This is a genomic window from Ruegeria sp. BHSA163 (genome assembly GCF_059613365.1).
The window spans coordinates 24,196-47,097 of record NZ_JBXWSJ010000011.1 but is presented as its reverse complement, the minus strand read 5'-3'; the positions used below and the strand labels follow the sequence as shown (position 1 = coordinate 47,097).

Here is a 22,902-nt window from a genome sequence, read left to right as displayed (position 1 = left end):
ATGAACAAACCTGAGTTTATCGAGCATCCCTGGGAAAGGCGGGGGATCGTTTCTCCTGGCCTACCGATCTTGCCACACGGTGTCGAACGTCATCCGGTGCCCGGAGGTGGGTCACGAGCTATTCCGGTTTTTCGCGGGGATGAGATCAGTGTTGTCGACAAAGAAGGCTTACAGCAAGGTGAACTCGTGTTTTTCGCACCCGACCGAACTTCGGATGCGACAATGCTTGGGGCAATCGGTAAAGGGCGGCCCACCGCAACAATCGAAACCTTGGCAAACAGTTCACGATCAGGCGCTAAAGTATTGAAAGCACTGTCTGCATCGGGTTTCTCGATTGAAGCTGGCGATGCTATCGGCGTTTTTTCCGAAGGATCCAAGCCGGGTGATACGACAAACTTTACAGCGGAATGCGATGGTTTGTTGATTTGCGCCGCTCCGGGCAAACCGATGAGCCCAGAAAAACAGAACGCACCTACTGAGCTTGTTCTATATATCCGGCGGGCCGACCCAAAACAGGCCAAAGGCGTATTGGGTCCACCCGAACCACTCGCCGACCCGCTGCAAGATCTCAATATTCAGCCGGGGAACGCAACGGCCTATGAGGTCAAAAAGGGTCAGTATATTCAAATACTTGATGTAAAAGGAAGGGAGTGCTCGGATTTTCAGGCGTTCTCGCTGCGCGCACTCGACGACGGCCTCGAGCGCGAGATCGATCCGACGACAACCCGCAGCTTGATGGGAAGCCTATATCCGAACCCGGGCATCTTTTCTAAGTATTGGTCAGTTGATCACGAACCGCTTGTTGAGATCGTGCAAGACACCTGCGGCCGGCATGACACCTTCGGTCTGGCGTGTACCGCCCGCTACTATGAAGACCTCGGCTATCCGGGGCATATCAACTGCTCGGACAACATGAATGCGGATTTGGCAAAGTTCAACGTTCGACCCCGCGGCGGCTGGCCGGCAATAAACTTCTTTTTCAATACAATGCTTGATGACACCAACGCCATCGGGATGGACGATCCATGGTCGCGCCCCGGCGACTATGTGTTGCTGCGCGCATTGTCTGATTTGGTTTGTTTAAGCACGGCGTGCCCTTGTGATGTCGATCCAGCAAATGGATGGAACCCGACGGATATCCAGGTCCGCACATATAAGGCAACCGAGGATTTCAAGAGATCCGTTGGTTATAGAAAGTCTGCGGAGGCGGATGTGGAAGAGACAAAGAAAACCGCGTTTCATGATTGCTTTGCGCGCCACACAGAAGACTTCGTCGAGTATAATGGCTATTGGTTAGCGAATACCTTTCCCAAGCTTGGGAGTATAGCGGAGTACTGGGCCGTACGCGAAAAGGCAGCGGTAATGGATTTGTCGCCGCTGCGGAAATACGAAGTAACAGGCCCAGATGCCGAAGAGTTGATGCAGGCCTGTGTTACGCGTAACGTCAAGAAAATCAGCGTCGGACAGGTGAGCTATACCGCCATGTGCTACGAGCATGGTGGAATGATTGACGATGGCACAATTTATCGGTTGGGGGACAACAATTTTCGTTGGATAGGGGGCAATGACACAAGCGGTCTATGGCTCAAAGAGCAAGCCGTTGAGCGAGGTTTAAATGCATGGGTGCGGCCGTCTACAGACCAGCTCCATAACATTGCAGTCCAAGGGCGCCATTCAAAGGATATCCTGAGGAAAATTTTTTGGACGCCGCCAACCCAACCGTCCGTTGAGGAGTTGCCCTGGTTTCGAATGACTATTGCCCGCATCGGCGATTACGCGGGAACGGCGGTTGTGATTTCGCGAACCGGTTATTCGGGCGAGTTGGGGTACGAGATATTCTGCCACCCAAAGGATGCGGTCGAAGTATTCGACGCAGTTTGGGATGCTGGTCAGGAATATGGCATAGCGCCTTTGGGCCTTGCCGCGTTGGACATGATGCGGATCGAAGCCGGATTGATTTTCGCAGGCAGCGAATTTGACGACACAACAGACCCGTTCGAGGCCGGTATTGGCTTTACTGTGCCATTAAAGACAAAAGAAGACGATTTTATTGGCCGAGCCGCATTGGAGGAGCGTAAGGCGCATCCGCATCGAAAACTTGTTGGATTTGAAATCGAAGGAGGCACCGTGCCTTCGCCCGGTGATTGCGTTCGCGTTGGGAAGGCGCAGGTGGGTGAAATCACCTCGGCAGTAAAATCGCCAGTTCTTGGAAAAGTGATCGCGCTTGGCCGGGTTGTAACGACGCACGCAGGCGTTGGAACGGAAATCGAAATTGGCCAACTTGATGGCCAGCAAAAGCGATTAAAAGCTCGCGTTGTGAAGTTTCCACATTTCGATCCCGGGAAAGATCGAGTGAAGGGTAACTACGATTGAAGGTCTTCACAGCGGATGCTGTACCTGGACGTCCATACTGGTGGGATCATGTGGCATGGCCAACCCTTGGAGAAAGGCCGCCAAATCAAACGGAAATTCTGATAATTGGCGCCGGATATACGGGGCTGTCTGCGGCCATCGCTGCTAATGATTCAGGTGCTCGGGTTTTGGTCATAGACAGTGGACAGCCGGGGCAGGGGGCCTCGACCCGAAACGGAGGCATGTTGGGTGCACACCCGCGGATTGGTTGGGATACACTGGCCAGTCGATACGGGCCATCCGTTGCTGACGCGCTGTTTTCCGAGGCCGCAGATGCACTGAGCTGGATCAAGAAACTTCTTAGGAACGAAAAAATCGCCTGCGACTACGAAGAATGTGGGCGAGTTCAACTTGCTTACACATCTGATCATTTCGCGGCGCAAAAAAGGATGGCTGCGCAGATTTCTGAAAAAGGTGGCGGGCCGTGTGAAATCCTGAGCCGCGATGAATTATCGAATTATATTGCCACACCACTTTATAAAGGAGCCATCCGGTTTCCCAAACACGGCGCGTTGCACCCGGCGAAATACCTGCACGGTTTGTTGAGTGCTGTATTGAGCCGTAAAATCACCGTAGTTTCAAATTGTCCGGCAGTTAGTGTCCAAAACGCAGGAACAAAGTGGAGGGTCTCAACGCCGCATGGAGAAATCACCGCCGACAAGATCGTTTTGGCTACGAATGGCTACACGGGACAACAGTTTCAATGGTTTAATCAACGTGTGTTTCCGGTGCCAAGTTTCATCATTGCCACAGAACCGTTGTCACCTGAATTGATAAAGGAATTGGCGCCAAGCCGTCACATGATGGTGGAAACTCGAACGCACCACAGCTACTTCCGAGTGTCACCCGACGGATCTCGAATATTATTCGGAGGCCGCGCAGCCCTTGTGGATATCGATCTTACCAAAGCCGCGCGTCGCCTACGCAAAAAAATGGTCGAGATCTGGCCGGGGCTGCGAGATGTTCAGTTGTCACACGTTTGGACAGGAAACACAGGTTTCACCTTTGATCAATTACCGCATGTAGGGGATCGGAACGGTGTCCACTATGCATTGGGGTATTCCGGGGGTGGAACAGTGTTAGCTCCATGGTTGGGCCGAAAAGCTGCGCTTCGGGCTGTGGGCGCGCCGGAAGGAGAAACGGCTTTTACGCAAACGCGGTTTTCTTCTCGCTGGTTCCACTCCGGCGGACGACCGCATTTTCTGCGCCCACTCGATCTGTGGTATCGTCATTGGGTCGATCGACGTGAAGACAAAACCGCAAACGACTAGTTGGCCCAGACGGGCATCACAGACATAGTCAGGGGGCTAGTGTTGCCGCTGTCAGGCAAAAAGACTGGTTCCTCTGCAAGTTCGATAGCCTCCCACCGACGTAGCCAGACGTTCAACGCGGCCGTCATGTCTGTTCGCGCGACAAGGTGTCCCAAACAATGATGAGCGCCCCCTCCGAAACCAAAATGCGGTTTTCGGCGGACGCGAATATCAAAATTGCCATCATGGCCTGTTTCAGGGTCTGTAGCAGAAGCATGAACCAAAATGTGCACAGTTTCCCCTGCGCGAATAATGACATCACCGATGGTGACATCTTCCAATGCTTCGCGGGTCGCCCAAGTCGTTGTCGGGCGCATTCTGATCACTTCGTCGATGGCGTTTGAAACCGCTTGCGGATTGTTCCGCAGCCAGGTCCACTGTTCTGGATGTTGCGAAAAAAGATGCGCGGCAAAAGCGAGTTGCGCGCGAGTAGTATCCACGCCGCCAAAGATCGAAATTACCGTCAAATCAATTAGCGCCTGACGATCTTCATAGTCTTCCGAAATGAGGCGGGCGACAAAACTGCCGCTTGGCGGTGCATCGAGCAACCGATTTGCCATTTTCGTCAATCTGTCTACAGACGCGTTTACCTCTGCCTGATAATTGATTGCCTCTGGCCCCATAGCGAGACCTAGGCAGGTTGCGTCTGCTGCAAGGCGCTCGGAGACGTGCAATGGCAGGCCTAATAGTGTTGTAATTGCCTGTCCTGCGAACGGTTCGGTGAAACCGTCAATTATGTCAAAAGGCTCATGACTACGAAGGTTGTCACACAAGGTTTCTGCGATTTCGACAAAATCAGGCTCCAGCGCAACGATATGTTCCTGCGCCAATGCATTCTGCGCAATTTTCCTCAATGCTGAATGTTCTTCGCCTTCCAGTGATATAACGCTGCGTTTCCAAAACTCGGCGAAACTGCCCTTTAGCCCCACCATGTTCGGCCAGGAGTGGCTGCCTTGACGAAATCTCCGGTCACGCAAAATCATACCGCCTTGGCGGTGCCGTAGAACTGCATAGCCAAACGGCGTACGGGCACACCAAGCTGTCTGGCGCGCTGTGTGCACTTCCTGAGAACGCGTTGAAAAGGTCGGACTTGCTAGATCTAGAAATGGAAGACGTCGATCCATGGCTGTCCTGTCTGAAAAGGGCCGCACCAATTGGGCGGCCCTTTAGATAGTTGCTTGAAGTTACTTTTTCAGTTTCTTGTAGGCGTCATGCTCGTGCTTGTAGCCACTCCAAAGAGTGTAAATGCACACCAAAACGGCGAGAAGAAACCAGACAGTCGACATTGATGATCCTGCCCCTGTGAAGATCGGGCCAGTCATCTCATCGACGTTTGCTAGATCAAATCCCATTTTTCAGTCTCCTAATTCAGATGTTTATTCTGCAGCAGGCGGGGAAGGAACAATGCCTTCCGGATACGCCTGCAATGGTACTTTGGTTAGATCGAGCCCTGCGAGTTCTGCTTCTTCCGCCACGCGCAGCATTCCTAGTGCGTTGAGGATCCAACTGACAACGTACCCAGGCACAAATCCCAACAGGAAAAATACAACCGCGCCAACGAGCTGACCTACAAGCGACACAGTGGCAACGCCGTCACCCTGGATGGCTGGAAGACCTGACCCCCAGATTCCAAACATGATCAGGCCGAACAGACCAATCGTACCGTGAACAGTTACGGCACCGACAGCGTCGTCTATGCCGCGTTTGTCTAAGAAATTGTAGCAAGGTTTCAGCAGTGCTCCGCCTGCGGCGCCCATTACGAACGCGAGCGAGGGATCATAAACGTCAAGTCCCGAAGCCGTGGCGATGATGCCGGCAAGGGCACCTGACATCATGAAGAATGGGTCACGAGCGATTGCCCACGCACCAATTATACCACCCGACATACCCATCAGAATGTTGAAAGCCAACGAAGACAGAGTCATCGGCGTACCGTAGATTGTTGTCGCTTTATCCGCGTACCAGCTCCACCCTTCACCCGGAACAATGACACAGGCCATCAGAAAGCCCCAGAATCCTACGATAATCAGCATCAGGCCGGTTACGGTGAAAGGCATGTTGTGTCCTGCGATGTGATTTGCCGAACCGTCTTCATTGTATTTACCAATTCTCGGGCCAAGATTGATCAAAACGCCAAGGGCAAAGAAACCTGCCACGGCGTGTACCAGTCCCGCTGCGCCAAAGTCGTGTACTCCCCATTGGGTTACTAGCCATCCGTCTGCGTGCCAGCCCCAAGCTGCTGCAACAACCCATGCGAACGAGCCCAGAACAACGGCAAGGATAACAAATCCAACAACTTGAATTCGCTCGATTACCGCGCCTGAGAAGATCGACGCTGTGGTTGCTGCAAAAAGTGCGAAAGCACCCCAGAACACACCTGTCGCCTGATCATCCAGATTGGGTCCTGCACTTTCGGTCCATGGCCACGCGAATGCAGCGTACTCGGCGCCGGAAATGCCCATGGCGCCCTCTGAGAACGTGATGCCGGTTGGGAACCCCCAGTAGACCCACCACCCAAAGAAATAAAATGTGGGCATCATAAACGCGAATGCGAGAATGTTCTTAATGCCCGACGCAAGCACGTTTTTTTGTCGGGATGCACCCATCTCGTATGCCAAAAATCCGGCGTGTATGATAACCATCAAAGGTATTGTTAGGTAGTAGTAGGTTTCTGCAAACATTGTGTTCGTTACAGAAGCCGCTGCTTCCAGTTCCGCGACTTTCGCCGCTAGTTCCGCTAGTTGCTCTTCCATGTTCCCATCCCTGCTTGGTTCCCGAGGTGGAGTTTTTGTTACAGACGAATTTCAACAGTCTGCGACAAAATGCTACACTAAACCAATTCGAAACCAGAACAAAAAATTTTGATCCAAAAATATCCCAATCTGTTTTCGAAGTTGCCGCTCACTTCTGAACTATCAACAGCAGGCCAATTGAGGATCCGAATTATTGTGGTTGCGGCATATCGATCTTGTCAAAAATGCTTAGAACTAATTCCAATATCACTTGATAGAAAGCGCTGGGTGCCTTTCTGATCTGACTGCAAACACAAAAGAGCAATGGATTGGTCATTGCAGAGGAATCGGAAGCCGAAAGTATTTTGATTCCGAAACTTCGGTATTCCCTCAGCCGCAGTAATTTCGCACCTCGGTATCCCTAAGCCCAGTGTCCACAAGCATACAGCGGTTCCGTGCCTCGTAATAATATCCACGCGCGTACCACATCACAGCTTCGGGTTCGCTTCCGTCAGAAACCATCCAAGCCCCACGCAGGTATTTTACCGCATAGGTAAGGTTGGTCTGTGCGTCCAATAGGTCCGAGGCTTCGCCTTGAAACCCCATTTGGCGCGCCGTAGCTGGAAGGATTTGCATCAAACCGTAGTAGGGACCGTTGCGCGCGTAGGGGCGGTAATCGCTTTCCCGCTGGATCACGCGGTGAACAAGGCTCCGCGGCACGCCGTGGGCGTCCGCCGTTTCGTTGATCATCACGCGAAGCTCGACCGTTTCATTAGGATATAGTCGAGTCACTGTTTCCTTTGGCGCGCTGCTGCAAGCAGCCAAAGACAACGCTGCGGTTAGGATCAGGTATCGCATCCGACCTCTCAACTTACTGAAACTTGATGCAATCACTGCCTATCAGCGGCTGATATTCAATAGCCTTGAGACTCAATGCGCGGGTTTCGGCCTGCTGCGCAATTTTTCTTCCGTAAAAACGAGTACATCCAGAAACTTGGTATCATTTAACGGGGCAGCATGATGCAGCGGCTGTCAGCGTGGCAAGAAGCGCAAAGCGTCAGAGTAAAGAAGCAAAGCTTCCAAGTTGCGCATTACCCAAAGATTGAAGTCAAATCCTGAATATATCGGAAACTAAGATTTGGCAGGAGCCGATTATGCGCCAGTAGTCTCCGGATTGACCGCTTCAGCATACCCATCAGAGTTGTCGAGCCAGTGCAACAAAGCTCCAATTGGCGCAACGAACGCCACTAACAGTTGCGGTGCGCTTTCTTTCTGGGCAAGACTCCCAATGCGTCTGCCGATGGCCAATAATATAATGGCGCCTAAAACTACTGTGATCGCGCTGGCCAATGGTGCCTTTACCAGTTGATAATTCTGTGTAGCTACAACCGAGATTGCAAGACTTACGCGGGCAAATGCGATGCCATCGACAAGTCTGCGAAGCTTTGGGAAAATAAAGGTTGTTAGCGCCGCTGCGAAGCCGACGACAACCATATACAACAGTCCGGCAAATACGGGGAAGGGCAATCCGAAAACGGTACCGACCAAGTGCGAGTAAAGAACAAAACCCGCCAATGAGGCCATGAAGCTCGCAAACGCAATCCGACGCCTTTCAAGATAGCAGTGGGTCAGTATTTTTTGCATCAGCGTTTCCCCTGCATCGCAAGCCCCGCGTTGGACTAAATGAAGCTTCTGTGGATCCAGTAGGGTAACACTTCAGCATTATTAGGCGGTCGCTCGTAGGGCGACCCGACGAAACGTCCCCCATAAAGCCAATAGAAAAGGTCGTACTTTCCAAAATTTTTAAGTTCGTCGCCAATATTTTCAGACTGACATTGTGTCAAAAATGTGTCCACCGTGCACTTGGAAACACATTGTTCTTAAAGTGGAAACTGGCGACGCATCCGTTTCTGCTTCAGATCTCAAACGGAAGAAAATCTCTGCGTTGCTCCGATCCGCGTTCGAACGTGCCTGCCGGGTTTGCGGTCTCCATTCGGCTGAAACAGAGCGCGCCTGCGAATACGGCTGTAAACCTGCGTTCGCATGCGCGGCTTAACCTGTCCTGAACTGCAGAAACTGCTAAGCAATTGGTTGGGGTAAACCGGTCAGAAGGCTTTTGGCCTTATCTTCCGCGCACAGTTGGTCCTTCGCATTTACTCACAGTAGGTTAGGGTAAGGTCAGGAGTACGCTATGGAATTACCTACACTGACCTATGAAATGATCGCAGTGCTGAGCTTGCTGTCATTCACGGTCTTACTTTTCGTAACCGAAGTCGTGCGGATTGATGTGGCGGCCGTTCTTGTGATGGTACTGTTGGGCGCGCTGAGTTATCTGCCTGGATTGGGAAATCTGGCCAATGTTACCGAACTTTTTCAAGGCTTCTCCTCTAACGCGGTGATGTCCATTATTGCGGTTATGATTCTTGGTGCGGGGCTCGACAAAACTGGACTGATGTCAAAAGTTGCTGCCGTGATCCTAAAAAATGGAGGGACCACAGAAGCACGTATTATTCCAATTGTCTCAACAACTGTCGGCATTATTAGCTCGTTTATGCAGAACGTCGGGGCGGCAGCGCTTTTTCTACCGGTTGTTAGCCGTATCTCAGCGCGTACAGAAATCCCGATGAGCCGATTGCTGATGCCCATGGGGTTTTGCGCAATACTTGGCGGCACCATCACTCTGGTGGGTTCTTCACCATTAATCCTGTTGAACGACCTTATTGTCTCGGCAAATGCGTCTTTGCCCGCGGATCAGCAGATGGAAACATTCGGTTTATTCTCCGTTACACCTATCGGCGTGATGCTGGTTTTGACCGGAGTACTTTACTTTGTGCTGGTCGGACGTTGGGTTCTGCCTGCGCACCGCGAACGGGGAGAGGATGCCAGCTCAGCTCGATCCATGCAGGCTTATATTGAAAATACGTATGGTCTTCGGGCGGATATGTTCGAAGTTCGAGTTCCGGAAGGCTCAATCATCATCGGACAGACCCTCGCCGATCTGATGGTCGCCCATCATATGTATATCCTCGGCACATCCTATCGAGGCCACAAGGTCATCGCACCAATGGCTGACACCAAGATAGAGGCGCCAGCGCGATTGGCGGTGCTTGGCCTGCGTCGAGTTGTTCAGAGGGAGTTTGCCGAACCGTACGGACTGGAAATTTTGCCGCAACTGGATGTATTTGCAGATGATTTTGCCGCAACTCAATCAGGGGTGGCAGAGGTCGTTATTCCGCCTGGCTCTTCGGTTATTGGTGAGACCCCGATTGATCTTCGTCTGCGTCAAACACATGGGCTGTCATTGTTGGCTATTCAACGTGGCGAGGAAACTTTAAGCCATGTGGAAACTGAGGATCATGCGGCCACACATATCGGGCAGGTACCTTTGCAGGCAGGGGACACTTGTGTCGTCCATGTACAGTGGGATCGGCTGACCCGACTAAAGTCTGACAGAGATTTTGTTGTTGTAACCTCGGACTTTCCGCAGGAGGAATTGCGGCCGCACAAAGTCGGCTGGGCAGTCGCCTTTTTTATCATAGCGCTGAGTTTGATCCTCTTCTCCGATTTGCGTCTGTCTTTGTGTCTGTTGATCGGTGCTATTGGGATGGTGCTGAGCCGAGTACTGTCGATTGATGAAGCCTATGAATCGATCAGCTGGAGCACGGTTTTTCTGCTCGCCTCTCTGATCCCGCTTGGCCAGGCGGTCCAAAACACCGGCACCGCGGATTGGATCGCTGCGCACGTACTAGCTTTCCTGAAAGGTTGGCCAATATGGTCGTTGCAAGCTGGAATAGCAGTTTTGGCTACAGCGTTCACGCTGGTTATGTCAAACGTAGGCGCAACTGTTTTATTGGTTCCGCTAGCTGTTTCTATTGCGGTATCAGCGGGAGGAAACCCAGCTGTGTTTGCCTTGACGGTGGCAATTTCAACGTCCAATTCATTTTTGATCCCGACCCACCAGGTGAATGCTCTAATTATGGGACCTGCAGGTTACCGGGTGGTCGATTTCCTTCGTTCTGGCGGCATCATGACGTTGCTTTTCTTGATTGTCTCCATGACCGGGTTAGCGCTCTTTTTCTAATCCGTTTTTGGTAAGGTCATCGACGTTCAGCAAAAGCTATAACGCAGCTTTTTCCGCTCAACTGGCGTATGCATTGGCTGCAAAGACCGTGCGCTGAACCTAACGCAAATCAGATTTTGCAGTCAGGACTATTGTACTGGCACGTACCATATTGGTGAAGTATAGGCGCGTTCCTGTGTTATCAATTGGACGTCTTCGGGCATTTCTATTCCGAACTTTACAGCATCATAAGCTGTCCATCGTGGGGTAGGGATTTCAATCACTCGAGCGTAGTAGAACGCGCTTTCCAAAGGATCAAAGTCAGGATCTTTCCACACGGTCCCCAACTCAGAGGCCCCAATTTTGTTTGTCCAAGATGGAATTGAGAGGTCCACGGTATTTCCCACGGGTGGTAACTTCCCATTGGCATTTGGTTCACGGTCCCCCGACCAGCTGATATCATAAACCTTTTCCTGTTGCTGGCCTTCGGTGTCCAGCCAACCCTTGATGATCTGAATGCGATCCAGATTGGCACCCACCGGATCACGAAGCGCATAAACTAGAAAAGAAGGGGCGCCTTCTCCTGTACCTAGATCACTACCCATCGGCACACCTTTGGTGTAGCCTACTAGTGCCAAATCCCGTCGCAACGCGTCGTCTTCTTTGAAGGAATAACCTCCGAACATTCGGACGCGTATACGGGGTCCTGTGGTTGCATAGGTTTCACGCCGATGCATTGCATCCCAAATTGCCTCGCGGGAGTTTTCCTCTGCCCAGACTGCCGTCAGGCCTCCGGTAATGTATTGCGAGGACCGCAGCGCGACTGCTCCATCAGAATATGTCTTGCTTACATGTTGGCTACGTTCTTCACTGGGTTCGTACCCAGTGAACTTACCAAAGAAATTGTCGTTGTCGGGCGCGGTCAAGCCAGTGTGCGTGTCGCTGGCTCCGCCTAAGCCAAATTTGAAAGGGTTCGTCCCCAATTTGTGTTCCAGTGACAAGCCTCGAAGCAACCCAGATCGAGCATATTCACCGGGCAACATATCTGGCTTTTTCGGAACCGAAGCATCCAGGTTCCCGTAATCCCACGTCTCAAAGTCAGCAAACTCATCATCAGGTGACAGGAACGGGTGCGCCTCACCGTCGCCTTTTATCTGCGTTGGTTCGTACAGTCTTTCCCATCTGTTTCGAGCTTCCGCATAGGTGGGGTCCAGTGGTGCGCCATCTGCAAAGTCATCGACAAGCGAAAACATCCAACCGTTCGACAGATTACCATTGTGAGGGATCACCAGTACGCGTCCGCCGGTCGTTTGCTCATAATTTTCCAACCAATTCCAAAGGTCACGAGGGTTCGGGGAGCCTACGGGCGGCGTCGTGGTGTATGGTAGTATTTGCCGTGTGCGTTGGGGGCCATCTCGGAAAATCACGTTTCGATGCAGATTGTTGCCTGCGACGAGGGACGTCCATTCATAGGCGATGAACGTGCTGAATACGCCGGGTTCATTATACTCTTCGGCCGAATCGATAATGTCGTCCCAAACGCGAGCATAAGCGGGATTTCCCGGTTGATAGTTCAGCGCAGGGGAAACCTGCCCTTGCGCGAATGCCGCAGTCAACTCAAGTGCCGCTGCTAATGCGGCTTCTCCACCTTTATTGAACTCTTCGTGAAAGTATCTGCCTTGCTCATCTGCAAGGATGTTCGGCGCGCCACCGATAATGTCGGTGATGGCACCCATCGCATCCGAATGATCTGTGATCATGAAGAAGTCGAGAGGTCGGGATAGTTTGACAGGTTGGCCGGTGTTTGACATCACCTGCTCGCCCCGCGCAAACCGATATGCGTCGCGAGGCATGAGCCGTGTGCCCCCTCCGCCGGCATCCCCTGACAATCCTGTGTGAACATGCGTGTCGCCAAAATAGACTTGGGTCGGAAACGCGCGTTCGGCGTAAGGCGAATAAGGTCGCCCAGAAGGTCCGGTAAGCCCGAAAGGGTTAATAGCGTCCTGAGCAAAGGCTGGGCTCCCAAGAATAAGAGCGGCGGGAAATATCAAACGAAACAACTTTTCCTCCCTAATTGGGGGCATCATATCACATATTCACGACAGAAAATGTCTTCGGTTGGAATTCGGTTGTCCGAAAAGCCGTCGAATCTGCGTTGGTCCCTATGGATCAAACGACTGCACCGCGACCAAATCGACCGGTAAATACCTCTCGCTAAAATAGTTCTGAGCCTTAAGCAACGTCGTGCTTCTGTGCAAACAACGTTTGCCTTGTTAAGTTTGTTCCAAGCAACATGGATCAACTTCGCTTTGGCACGCACGACGCAACAACTCTTGGAAGACCGGGCACGATTGCTTGGGCCCAACGTATCCACTTTTTATGATAACCCTGTCCACTTTGTGAAAGGTGAGGGCGTTTGGCTTTGGGACGCAGATGGTCGAAAGTACTTGGACTGTTACAACAACGTGCCGCATGTCGGACATTGCAATCCAAGGGTTGTTGAAGCGATTTGCCGTCAGGCCGGCAAGCTGAATACGCATACTCGGTATTTGCATGAAGGGATAATCGAATACCTTGAGAAACTAACCGACACGATGGCACCGTCTTTGAATACAGCCATTCTGACCTGCACCGGATCAGAGGCAAATGACATCGCCTTGCGGATGGCGGAAGCCGTTTCCGGTAAACGCGGGATCATCGCGACGGACGCGACCTATCATGGCAACACGTCACTTGTCAGTCAGCTCAGCAGGTCGAACGTACCGGATGTCGGTTTCGGGCTGGACAAATACGTTCGCTTCGTCAACGCGCCGGACAGTTATCGCTACCCCGATACAGATGGACAGCACTTTGCAACGGCAGTGACCGAACAAATCGACGTGCTTGAGAAAGATGGAATTGGTTTTGCTGCACTCATTGTTTGCCCCTATTTTCTGAATGAAGGATTTCCGGACAATCCCGACGGCTGGCTACGACCTGCGGCAGATGCAGTCCGCAAAGCTGGTGGTCTCTTGATCTGCGATGAGGTGCAATCGGGATTTGGCCGCACTGGTACGCACATGTGGGCGCACGAAAAAATGGGCATCGTCCCTGATATCATGACACTGGGAAAGCCAATGGCAAATGGGCACCCTATGGGCGGAGTGGTAGCTGACACCGATATCGTTGCTGCATTCCGCCAAGGGTACAGGTACTTTAACACATTTGGGGGCAACCCTGTATCCTGTGCGGCGGCCATTGCCGTACTGGAAGAACTGGAAGAAGCGGAACTTGTCGCGAATGCCAAGCGGGTCGGTGATTATGCGCGCACGCGAATGGCGGCGTTGAAGGAAAAGTACGACTATATCGGAGATGTCCGTGGATCTGGATTGATTTTCGGCGCAGAAATGGTGCGTGACAGAATAACAAAAGACCCAGCCAGTGATTTCACTGACCGCGTCATTAACGAAATGCGCCAACGCGGGATCATCCATTCAAAACTGGGGCGGTACAAAAACACCCTAAAAATCCGTCCCCCCATGCCTTTCTCTTGTCAAAACGCAGACCTATTGTTCGACAATTTGGACGAGGTTCTGGGCACCCTTGCGCCATCGTGAAACATGTCGTTGATACCGCCTTACGTGTATGGGGTATGGAACGCGCCGACGTCAGCTTGGTCGCTGAGCGAGAAAACACGGTATACGAAGTGCGTTTGGGAACCATGCGCCTGGCGCTTCGCGTACACCGGCAAAGCTATCGCACCGATGGTGAGCTGCGATCGGAACTGGAGTGGATGGCGGCGATGGCCGAAGCGGGACTCTCTGTGCCCGCACCGGTTCCAACTCCTAAAGGTGAGGTTCTGCGCCATATCGATGGGTTTCAAGTGGATGTTTTGACCTGGCTCAAAGGCGAAACAATGACCTCTGCTTTGCCAAAACTCGGCGTTACGGAGCGAAGGCAGCTTTTTTTTGAACTTGGTCGTGAAATGGCACGCCTTCATCAAGCGTCCGACGCGTGGGACGCCCAATCAGGATTCATCCGGGTCCACTGGGATCGTGACGGGTTAGTCGGCGACGCTCCGCTATGGGGCAGGTTCTGGGGAAACCCCTCTCTCACAAATGCCGACCGGGCCGTCTTTGTGAAATTCAGAAATCACGCATCAGTTAAACTCAACCGGATCGGAAAATCGCTTGACTATGGATTGGTGCATGCAGACCTCGTGCCGGATAATATATTAGTAGATAATGGTTTTCTGAAAATGATCGACTTCGATGATGGTGGCTATGGCTATCGTTTGTTCGACGTTGCAACAGCGCTGTTCAAGCATATTTCTGACGCCGACTATCGAATGCTTCGAAGCCGCCTGTTCGATGGCTATCGGTCAATTCGCCCTCTGGATGTTTCTGAATTGGATCTGTTTCTGTCGATCAGAGCTGCAACCTACGTTGGGTGGATCATTACCAGAGTGGACGAACCCGGTGGTCTGGAAAGAAATACGCGTTTCATCGAAACCTTCAGACGTCTGGTTACAAAATACCTTCAACATCTTGAATAAAATAGTCATTCGGCCTGGGATGTGCTGCAGAGTTTTACAAGCCTTGTTTTCGTTCGCTGTGACCGGCTCCAAGGCTTATCCTGCAGCCAAAACAAGCGTATAGCTTTCTTTTAACTAACAAAGATACCTTTAATTATATACAATACAGTGTTAGTATTCGCACTGATTTAAATTACTATTTTTTTGTTAGATGCTCATATCAAAAAGACGCATTTGCCGGCGGCTGGGCCACTGGTTTTTACCAATTGACCATTTTATTGATGACCAGGACGGTGACCTTTACACGTTTTGGCATTGCCCGTTGTGCGGTATTGAGCGGGTATCGAAAAGCATCCAGATTGAGGCAGCTCGCCGCCGCCAAAGATGGTTGGTCACAGGGATCTTGATACTCGCGATCTGGGGACCGATTTTGGCATTTGACCGGGTATTCGCCTAAAGGATTCCCCCAACTGTTTCGTCGAGGTTGGATGCCCTTAGAATTTGAGAGGCTTAAATGAAAAGCTCGCCAAGTTTCTGCCTTTTCTTGTTTCTTACCGCAACGAAACAGTCAATTGTACAAGGTGTGAGGCTGATCTGTTGTCCAACTGGTAGGTCGAAGGTGATTAGAAAAGGCGTCATGGGAAAAGTCAAAAATTCAGGACTATCGCAGTTTCAGCAGAGTTTTTGCACAAAGGGCCGCTTCGGGTTCATAGAACAGGAAGCGACTTGTTGCTAGGGGCGCGTTATAAGGCGCCTTCGGACAAAATAATGCTTGGCGGCTCCTTGATGGCTGAAAACGGATACTCGCCGGAAAACTGAAAATCCGAGAATTGAATTTCTGCCATTTTGCTATGCATGAGTTTGTTCAGAACGACGCGTTGGGATGCTGCAGATGATAGCTCCCCCAATGCTATTTTATAGCCTTTATTCCTTGCAACCTCGTGAGCGGCGTTGCGCATTTTTTGGTAGATGCCTTGCCCAATTGCCTCTGCCGATACTGCTCCCATATCGACCAGCGCCGCGTCACCAACGGAAACCTTTCGTTTGATTTCATACCGACGGCATAACTCCGCTGTAAGAGCCAGCATTGGCGCAAAACGTTGTGCTAGGGCAGGATTTTTGGTCGGCAGACTCGTGAAATCTGTTACTATGAGACACCCGACAAGTTTGTTAGATCTGAGGTCAGTTGCAGCAACCGATAAGCCTTCTTCCACCATTTTTTCGAACGGGCGGCGGAGGTAATCCTGATACTCATTCAACTCGATCCCCAAGGCCCGATGTAACGTGCTAGATGCTACAAATACGCGGGTCGCCAGATCGAATGCCGACTCTAAGTGCTCCTGTTCAAGCGCATGTACGTTAATCTTCATACCGTTCACCTGCTGACGGCGCATACCTGGTGAAATTTCCGTTATCTCGCATAGAGACAATTATCTTATTATCCGATTGTTCAGATCGTTCCAGAAGTTCCACGATCCAACCACCGAGTTTTTCCGTGGCCTCAACTTAGTATCCGACATTTGGTGTATGTAACTGCGCCTATTCAAAACCCACGAGTAATTTCGGAGTCAAAGGTCATAATGCGAGTAGAGATGGGTTGATCAGTCACTCGAGCGATCCAGATAATTCAGGTTGTGACGCTGGTATATTGTTCAATTCCTGATGGTGTCCTGAGCACGGTCGCCGCCCGTTGGCCCAGCCAAAGCGCTATTTTTTAGAATCCACACATGGTTGAAGTCGAGTGAAACCGAACGATTAAAGCTAGCATTCTATCAATGGAACGAATTTGTAACCACATGATAAAATTAGCTTTTCGATCATACCAATGGCTGAAAAGGTAGGCGGCAAAATCTACTTTGCGAATAAATCAGCCAAATTGATCTTGAACACTGAAATCTAGTACGTCGACGCCAGCTATCTTAAATAAAATCTTCGGTCCAATATGGACGCTAGGTTAAGATGCTCCAGTTTCCGAATTGATATCGCCATTCCGAGGACCCATAAGGTGCTAAAAATACTCCTCCCAATAGCCGCAACTGTGCTCAGCAATGGTGCGGAGGCCGACGAGCGGCCAATCTTCGATGCGCATATTCACTACAGTCATGATGCCGTGAAACTGGTGCCACCCGAACAGGTGGCCAAAATCCTCAGGGATGCCGGCGTACGAAAGGCGCTAGTTTCCAGTTCGGACGACAACGGCACTCAACTGCTGGCGGCAGCGGCGCCTGACATCGTTGTTCCGGCGCTTCGGCCTTATCGTCGTCGTGGTGAGATCAACACATGGATGCACGATGACACTGTCATTGACTATCTGGAAGAAAATCTGGCGAAAAATGAATACGAAGCAATAGGCGAGTTTCATGCATACGGGGATGATATCAAGACATCGGTTATCCAGCGTATGATCGAACTTGCAAAAGAGCGGAACCTAATTCTTCACCACCACGGAGATCGTGAGGCGGTCGACTTGATCTTCGAAACCTGGCCGGAGGCTCGGGTGCTATGGGCCCACTCTGGCTTTGACGATCCGGCAAATGTTGTTGAGGCTTTGGACGCGTATCCCAGGCTTTGGGCCGATCTGGCATATCGATCAGATATGGTTTCACGCGGCGTTCTTGACCCTGATTGGAAAACCGCATTCGAGGCGCACCCTGATCGGTTCATGGTCGGCACGGATACTTTCGCGCCGGAGCGTTGGTATTACGTGGGGCCGCATGCCGATTTTTCACGCGACTGGTTGAATTTGCTACCTGACCAGATTGCGGACAACATCGCGTTTGCTAACGCAGAAAGGTTGTTGGCATCAGAATGATCCGCTGGTTTTTCTGGTTTCTAATTTTTTCCGGCACGGCCATGGCCTGTGAATCTAACGGTCAACGCATGGTGGAAGAAACTCAAAATGCGCCCGAAGTGCATTTGGTTGTTGATGAAATTCTGTTGGCCCAACCGTTTTCTGTTCTGGTTTCGATCTGCAATGAAATTACAGTGGGTGACATACGTGTCGATGCAATTATGCCTGCTCACCAACACGGATTGAACTATGTACCCGAGGTTACCGCGCTGGGCGACGGTGTGTTTCGGGTGGACCAGATTCTGTTTCATATGCCGGGATTATGGCAGTTGCAGATCGACGTCGAATTTAGGGGAGAGTCATTGTCTTACACTTCCGAAATTGAGCTGAAATGAAGCGGTGGGTGACAGCCGCATTGTTGGCAATGCCGGGAACGGCGCACGCAGAAGTGCTCTTGTCGCGGAATGAAATTCAACAAACACTATCTTTTGGGCCGTGGCCACCGTCATTCCAAGCTGACCTCAGCAACAGAGTCTCGAATAATCCAAGGGCGATTGCGCTGGGAGCGGCGTTATTCAGTGATCCCATTCTTTCTGTCGACGGTGCATTCGCGTGCGCAAGTTGCCACGACCCAGAGCAGGCATTTACCACCTCCGAGCCCCGTGCGGTCGGACGCGTCTTATTAGATTGGAACACGCCAACACTGAAGAACCTGGCAGGCCTACGTTGGTATGGCTGGGCAGGTAAGAGTGATAGTCTTTGGGCAGCCAGTTTGCATCCGATCATCGAAAAAAGGGAGATGGCGCACAGCAAGGAAAGTCTAAAAGACGCTATTGTTGCGAGTCCTTATATTGATGATTTTGAAGCCATTTTCGGTGATACCCAAAACCAAGGAGCCGATTTAGTATTAGTAAATATTGCCAAAACTCTGTCATCCTACTTGGAAACATTAACTACCGAGAGGACCCAATTTGACGATTTTCGGGATGCGCTAGAGCGCGGCGATATGGCCGCCGCTTCGAATTATCCTGACGCTGCTCAGCGAGGTCTTCAGCTGTTTCTGGGACGCGGAAATTGTTCGTTGTGCCATAACGGTCTCAGGTTTTCCAATAACGAATTCCACGACGCTGGCGTACCGTATTTTCTTAGTGAAACCGAAGTTGACGAAGGTCGGTTTGGTGGATTGAACTTTTTACTCTCCAGCGCTTACACGCTAGATGGGGATTGGAGCGACGATCCTGCTAAGCAAGGTGCATGGGCCGTTCGTAGTATACGCCGAAGCCATTCCGATTTTGGTACTTTCCGTACGCCATCCCTGCGGGGTGTGGCCGAAACCGCTCCTTATATGCATGACGGCAGCTTGAACGACCTAGAAGCTGTTGTACGACATTACAACGAGATTGATGTGGAAAGACTTCATGCCGACGGTGAAGCCATACTATCCGAATTGAATTTGTCTGAGCAGGAAGTCTCTGATTTGGTGGCGTTTTTGGAGACCCTGTCTAGCTCTCCGTAACCTTGGAATTTTATTTCTGATCAGGTCCCAGAGTGTTTTCGAAATTTGCGATTTGGTGTCAGAGCTAGCCATCGCTGCATGGCAACTGTCAGGGCCTAAATTGACAGAGGATCAAGCTCAGTGCCGTCATTTTTCTGCCGCAGACAAAAGCAGCTTTGCCAACAAAGCAGGCGGTTTTAAATATCATCGGAAAATCAAACGTTCAGTGTATAGTTTGTTCCAAGCTTGGAGGGACACATGCTCCGTTTGATATTTTTTTTGTATTTTATGATTGTGAGTGCGGCTGCCGCCGAAGATACGCCAGCGACACAGCCGGGGGATCGAAATTATTCTCCGTACCCGCAGCAGGATTTTCCTAATCAGGTCTTCTTTGGCGATACACATCTTCACACGACTTACTCTGCCGATGCCGGTATGATTGGGAATACTCTTGGTCCTGATGAGGCATATCGTTTTGCAAAGGGCCAAATTGTCGCTTCAAGCACGGGTGTACAGGCAAGATTGCGACGTCCCTTGGATTTTCTCGTTATTGCCGATCACGCTGAGAATCTCGGTCTTGCACCACTTCTGATGGCTAAGGACGAAGTCCTTCTTTCAACAGAATTTGGTCAACAGCTTGACGCTGCTGTCGAAGCGGGTGATCCGGCGGGCGCGTGGTCCATATGGAGCCAAGCAAAGTCGGGCGGCGTGGACCCTTTGGCGGATTACCCGGAAATCTACCAAAGCGCCTGGAGCAATATTACCGAAGCGGCCGAAGCTCACAACAGCCCGGGTTTCTTCACGGCATTAATTGGCTTTGAGTGGACTTCTAATCCCGGTCGAAACAACTTGCATCGCAATGTCATTTTTAGAGGGGGTAAGGAAGGGGCTGACAAGATCATACCGTTTTCGAATTTTGACAGTTTCGACCCGGAAGACCTTTGGCAATGGATGGAGCAAGCCGAAGTTACGACAGGTCAGAAGCTTCTGGCTATTCCCCATAACGGAAACTTGTCTAATGGCTTAATGTTCGACGAGGTTCGGCTTTCAGGAGAGGCATTCGATGTTGAATACTTTAAGCGACGTGCTCGTTGGGAACCCATTTATGAAATCACGCAAATGAAAGGAGATGGGGAAACCCATCCAATGCTTTCTCCGGACGACGCGTTCGCTGATTTTGAAACATGGGATAAGGGTCAGCTAGGGCCAGAGCCTAAGACACCCGAGATGCTACCGCGCGAGTATGCCAGATCAGCGCTGCGTAGAGGGCTGGCATATGAGGGGGAGATGGGGGTTAACCCGTTCAAATTTGGCGTGATCGGATCCACAGATTCCCACACTTCGCTTTCGACGGTCGGTGAGGATAACTTCTTTGGTAAAGTTGCGGCAGTGGAACCAACCGCAGATCCCATTCGATTTGAAGAGGTGGTTGGCGGCATCGGGGGGGACGACTCGGTCGCGCAGTATGCGTGGCAGACATCCGCATCCGGACTCGCGGCCGTTTGGGCCAGGGAAAACACGCGAGAAGCCATTTGGGACGCGCTAGCTCGCAAAGAGGTATTTGCCACTACTGGCCCTCGCATCCGAGTCCGAGTTTTCGCTGGTTACGATTTCTTGGAGGCTGATCTACCGCGTGCTGATTTTGACGCATACGGTTACGACAACGGCGTTCCAATGGGTTCCGATTTGTTTCCAGACGCGGAAGGTCGAGCACCGCGGTTTGTTGTTCGGGCGCTGCGCGATCCGGACGGGGCAAACCTTGATCGTATTCAGATCATAAAAGGCTGGTTGAACGCAGATGGGTCAACGTCAGAGCAGGTATATGACGTGGCTTGCGGAGGGCGCGAATTGATCAACCAAGTTTGTGACGGCCAAGTCGGCAACACCGTTGATAGTGTTGCTTCAACATGGACAAATGATATTGGCCAAGCCGTCCTTGCGGGCTTTTGGGAAGACCCGAATTATGATCCTAAACAAAAAGCATTCTACTACGTTCGGGTTCTTCAAATACCGACACCGCGCTGGACAACTTATGATGCAAAAGTCTTTGGTGTTGCGACACCGGAAGGTGCGCCGCTATCCATTCAGGAACGTGCATATACGTCGCCCATTTGGCATGTCGGTTACGAATGAGCCTGGAAATACAATCCCAATTTTTCGTATGGTACGGGCACCCGACAACTTACGGGGCGATATGTGGTCAAGCACTTTGGACAGTCAAAGAAAAACTAATCACTGTCATCCCGCTTTAACATTGGTCAGGCACCCGCTAACCTGACGTTGTCACTGGCAATTAGGCAGGCACTTACCAAAAGCGCGTGGAGAGGCAGCATGGTTTCGCGTTCACTGGGTTTAATTGGCTTGGTTTTTCTGTGTTCCACGCCGTTGGCCGCAGGTGCAACTGTGGCCTGCACTGTTTCTTCAAATGCCGCTGCAGTTGAAGTTATTGATCTTTTCGCGTTTCCTGTTGCAACATCTGAGGTCCTAAGAAAGATACCAGTCGGCGATTTGGTTCTATTTCCGGATCAGAGTTTGGCGCCTGCTCAAGCCGAAGGCTGGACTTGGGTTCGGCACGACAAAACCCAAGCTAATATTTGGCAAAGCGGCACCTTCGGCTGGATCGCAGCGAACAGTCTGACCGAGTGCGGTTAGACAAGTGTCCAATCTACGTTGCTTTTCCGAGTTGCGGAAGAACGCCTAAAGTCAGGTTTCAAGGTAAAGCAAAGATATGCGTTCCACCAAAGCCCGTTGTACGACGGCAAATCTGGGTGTATGCGCGATTTCTTCTAATGTCGCGACCCAGAGTGGCACCTCGATTTTGGGTTCTACGTTCTTTGTTCTTTGAAGTCGGGGATCCGCGTCGCCAATGAATGCGGGCAGAAACGTTTTGCCCACTCCCTTAGCAGCCATCTGCTGAAGAACCAAAAAACTGTCTGCCCCGGTGGTTATTTCGTCAGCATCGACGTGCTCCGCCAGCCATTTAGCTGGAAGCGAGCGGCTCAACGCCCCATCAAGCTTCATCCATTTTCGATTTGGATAACCGTCATCATAAACTCCAAACGACAATGTTCCCGAGCGCTCTCCAACGAGACCTTCCCCAAGTTGAACCGACGGACGCACTGCGATATCTGCAGTCAATCTTGATAAATCATGGTGGCTATTTCCGCTCAACAGTGTCAATTCCAGACCGGGATAAAGCGCAGAAATATCGCTTATTACCTTGGGCAGCACGAGTTGGCAGAGGCTGTCAGTGGACGCAATACGTACTTGGCCCACTGGTGACTGGTTTGCTCCTACAATTGCACGCTCGACAGAAAGTACCGCATCTTCAACACTTTCCATCGCTGACAGAATTGTTCTAGCCTCAGGCAGCGCGGAATATCCTGACGGGTTCTTCTGAAATATCACGCAACCATTGCGCTCTTCGAATGCAGCAACCCTGCGAAGAACTGTGGCATGCGTGACGCCCAGGGCCGTCGCAGCAGCATTCAAAGAACCGTATTTGTTCACAGCAAGTGCGTATCGAATATCATCCCAGTTTTGGCTGTTCATAAATTGACAACTGACGCCAAATAACAAACAATTACAA

The 22,902-nt window shown here is 51.2% G+C and carries 18 protein-coding genes; 10 read left to right on the top strand and 8 right to left on the bottom strand.

Annotated features, from left to right (window positions below; translation table 11 throughout):
* Positions 1-2,373 carry a trimethylamine N-oxide demethylase gene (locus tag AC2FNV_RS07440; protein WP_170604258.1) on the top strand — a complete coding sequence of 791 codons (2,373 nt, stop codon included), beginning with the start codon at positions 1-3 and terminating at the stop codon, positions 2,371-2,373.
* Positions 2,370-3,683 carry an NAD(P)/FAD-dependent oxidoreductase gene (locus AC2FNV_RS07435; RefSeq protein WP_170604256.1) on the top strand — a complete coding sequence of 438 codons (1,314 nt, stop codon included), beginning with the start codon at positions 2,370-2,372 and terminating at the stop codon, positions 3,681-3,683. Before AC2FNV_RS07440 ends, AC2FNV_RS07435 begins: the two co-directional genes overlap by 4 nt.
* Here the strand turns inward: AC2FNV_RS07435 and AC2FNV_RS07430 are convergent.
* The 5 genes from AC2FNV_RS07430 to AC2FNV_RS07410 all read right to left on the bottom strand — a co-directional run bounded on the left by AC2FNV_RS07430 (position 3,680) and on the right by AC2FNV_RS07410 (position 8,098).
* Complete coding sequence (locus tag AC2FNV_RS07430; protein WP_170604254.1) at positions 3,680-4,846, bottom strand: cytochrome P450; 1,167 nt, start codon at positions 4,844-4,846, stop codon at positions 3,680-3,682. The genes AC2FNV_RS07435 and AC2FNV_RS07430 overlap by 4 nt on opposite strands.
* Before the next feature lie 60 nt (positions 4,847-4,906).
* On the bottom strand, positions 4,907-5,074 hold the full coding sequence (locus tag AC2FNV_RS07425; protein WP_170476507.1) for a hypothetical protein: 168 nt from the start codon (positions 5,072-5,074) through the stop codon (positions 4,907-4,909).
* 24 nt (positions 5,075-5,098) lie between these two features.
* Positions 5,099-6,475 carry an ammonium transporter gene (locus AC2FNV_RS07420; RefSeq protein ID WP_496772859.1) on the bottom strand — a complete coding sequence of 459 codons (1,377 nt, stop codon included), beginning with the start codon at positions 6,473-6,475 and terminating at the stop codon, positions 5,099-5,101.
* 369 nt (positions 6,476-6,844) lie between these two features.
* Positions 6,845-7,312, bottom strand: a complete 468-nt coding sequence (locus AC2FNV_RS07415; RefSeq protein ID WP_170604252.1) for a lytic transglycosylase domain-containing protein — start codon at positions 7,310-7,312, stop codon at positions 6,845-6,847.
* A gap of 294 nt (positions 7,313-7,606) precedes the next feature.
* Positions 7,607-8,098 carry a hypothetical protein gene (locus AC2FNV_RS07410; RefSeq protein ID WP_170604250.1) on the bottom strand — a complete coding sequence of 164 codons (492 nt, stop codon included), beginning with the start codon at positions 8,096-8,098 and terminating at the stop codon, positions 7,607-7,609.
* A gap of 547 nt (positions 8,099-8,645) precedes the next feature.
* Here AC2FNV_RS07410 and AC2FNV_RS07405 point away from each other — a divergent pair.
* Complete coding sequence (locus AC2FNV_RS07405) at positions 8,646-10,535, top strand: SLC13 family permease (RefSeq protein WP_170476500.1); 1,890 nt, start codon at positions 8,646-8,648, stop codon at positions 10,533-10,535.
* Between the two features lie 128 nt (positions 10,536-10,663).
* Here the strand turns inward: AC2FNV_RS07405 and AC2FNV_RS07400 are convergent, their stop codons facing one another.
* Positions 10,664-12,574, bottom strand: coding sequence for a DUF3604 domain-containing protein (locus AC2FNV_RS07400; RefSeq protein ID WP_254442455.1), 1,911 nt, complete (start codon positions 12,572-12,574; stop codon positions 10,664-10,666).
* 249 nt (positions 12,575-12,823) lie between these two features.
* Here AC2FNV_RS07400 and AC2FNV_RS07395 point away from each other — a divergent pair, with 249 nt between their 5' ends.
* Both AC2FNV_RS07395 and AC2FNV_RS07390 read left to right on the top strand, forming a co-directional pair.
* A complete protein-coding gene (locus AC2FNV_RS07395; RefSeq protein WP_170604354.1) occupies positions 12,824-14,110 on the top strand; it encodes an aspartate aminotransferase family protein in 1,287 nt (428 codons plus the stop codon).
* Positions 14,107-15,048, top strand: coding sequence for a phosphotransferase enzyme family protein (locus tag AC2FNV_RS07390; protein WP_170604246.1), 942 nt, complete (start codon positions 14,107-14,109; stop codon positions 15,046-15,048). The genes AC2FNV_RS07395 and AC2FNV_RS07390 overlap by 4 nt, the downstream gene beginning before the upstream one ends.
* Positions 15,049-15,770: 722 nt before the next feature.
* Here the strand turns inward: AC2FNV_RS07390 and AC2FNV_RS07385 are convergent.
* A complete protein-coding gene (locus AC2FNV_RS07385; RefSeq protein ID WP_170604244.1) occupies positions 15,771-16,421 on the bottom strand; it encodes a hypothetical protein in 651 nt (216 codons plus the stop codon).
* A gap of 611 nt (positions 16,422-17,032) precedes the next feature.
* On the opposite strand from AC2FNV_RS07385, the gene AC2FNV_RS07380 reads away from it, so the two are divergent.
* From AC2FNV_RS07380 to AC2FNV_RS07360, 5 genes are all read left to right on the top strand, one after another.
* Positions 17,033-17,839: an amidohydrolase family protein gene (locus tag AC2FNV_RS07380; protein ID WP_170604242.1), complete on the top strand. Its 807-nt coding sequence runs from the start codon at positions 17,033-17,035 to the stop codon at positions 17,837-17,839.
* Positions 17,836-18,213 carry a FixH family protein gene (locus AC2FNV_RS07375; protein WP_170476493.1) on the top strand — a complete coding sequence of 126 codons (378 nt, stop codon included), beginning with the start codon at positions 17,836-17,838 and terminating at the stop codon, positions 18,211-18,213. The genes AC2FNV_RS07380 and AC2FNV_RS07375 overlap by 4 nt, the downstream gene beginning before the upstream one ends.
* The gene (locus AC2FNV_RS07370; protein ID WP_496772855.1) at positions 18,210-19,334 is read left to right on the top strand and encodes a cytochrome-c peroxidase; all 1,125 of its coding nucleotides are present in this window, start codon (positions 18,210-18,212) and stop codon (positions 19,332-19,334) included. Before AC2FNV_RS07375 ends, AC2FNV_RS07370 begins: the two co-directional genes overlap by 4 nt.
* Positions 19,335-19,571: 237 nt before the next feature.
* Positions 19,572-21,446: a DUF3604 domain-containing protein gene (locus tag AC2FNV_RS07365; RefSeq protein WP_254442454.1), complete on the top strand. Its 1,875-nt coding sequence runs from the start codon at positions 19,572-19,574 to the stop codon at positions 21,444-21,446.
* A gap of 198 nt (positions 21,447-21,644) precedes the next feature.
* Positions 21,645-21,965, top strand: a complete 321-nt coding sequence (locus tag AC2FNV_RS07360) for a hypothetical protein (protein WP_170476490.1) — start codon at positions 21,645-21,647, stop codon at positions 21,963-21,965.
* Between the two features lie 51 nt (positions 21,966-22,016).
* On the opposite strand, the gene AC2FNV_RS07355 is transcribed toward AC2FNV_RS07360, so the two are convergent.
* Complete coding sequence (locus tag AC2FNV_RS07355; RefSeq protein ID WP_170604238.1) at positions 22,017-22,865, bottom strand: LysR family transcriptional regulator; 849 nt, start codon at positions 22,863-22,865, stop codon at positions 22,017-22,019.
* Positions 22,866-22,902 lie beyond the last annotated feature (37 nt).

What these genes read in the sequence shown, in the direction of transcription:
- AC2FNV_RS07365 (WP_254442454.1), top strand. Translation starts at nt 19,572, where the DNA reads ATGCTCCGTTTGATATTTTTTTTGTATTTTATGATTGTGAGTGCGGCT.
- AC2FNV_RS07385 (WP_170604244.1), bottom strand. Translation starts at nt 16,421, where the DNA reads ATGCGCCGTCAGCAGGTGAACGGTATGAAGATTAACGTACATGCGCTT.
- AC2FNV_RS07425 (WP_170476507.1), bottom strand. Translation starts at nt 5,074, where the DNA reads ATGGGATTTGATCTAGCAAACGTCGATGAGATGACTGGCCCGATCTTC.
- AC2FNV_RS07420 (WP_496772859.1), bottom strand. Translation starts at nt 6,475, where the DNA reads ATGGAAGAGCAACTAGCGGAACTAGCGGCGAAAGTCGCGGAACTGGAA.
- AC2FNV_RS07360 (WP_170476490.1), top strand. Translation starts at nt 21,645, where the DNA reads ATGGTTTCGCGTTCACTGGGTTTAATTGGCTTGGTTTTTCTGTGTTCC.
- AC2FNV_RS07440 (WP_170604258.1), top strand. Translation starts at nt 1, where the DNA reads ATGAACAAACCTGAGTTTATCGAGCATCCCTGGGAAAGGCGGGGGATC.
- AC2FNV_RS07415 (WP_170604252.1), bottom strand. Translation starts at nt 7,312, where the DNA reads ATGCGATACCTGATCCTAACCGCAGCGTTGTCTTTGGCTGCTTGCAGC.
- AC2FNV_RS07370 (WP_496772855.1), top strand. Translation starts at nt 18,210, where the DNA reads ATGAAGCGGTGGGTGACAGCCGCATTGTTGGCAATGCCGGGAACGGCG.
- AC2FNV_RS07405 (WP_170476500.1), top strand. Translation starts at nt 8,646, where the DNA reads ATGGAATTACCTACACTGACCTATGAAATGATCGCAGTGCTGAGCTTG.
- AC2FNV_RS07355 (WP_170604238.1), bottom strand. Translation starts at nt 22,865, where the DNA reads ATGAACAGCCAAAACTGGGATGATATTCGATACGCACTTGCTGTGAAC.
- AC2FNV_RS07375 (WP_170476493.1), top strand. Translation starts at nt 17,836, where the DNA reads ATGATCCGCTGGTTTTTCTGGTTTCTAATTTTTTCCGGCACGGCCATG.
- AC2FNV_RS07410 (WP_170604250.1), bottom strand. Translation starts at nt 8,098, where the DNA reads ATGCAAAAAATACTGACCCACTGCTATCTTGAAAGGCGTCGGATTGCG.
- AC2FNV_RS07430 (WP_170604254.1), bottom strand. Translation starts at nt 4,846, where the DNA reads ATGGATCGACGTCTTCCATTTCTAGATCTAGCAAGTCCGACCTTTTCA.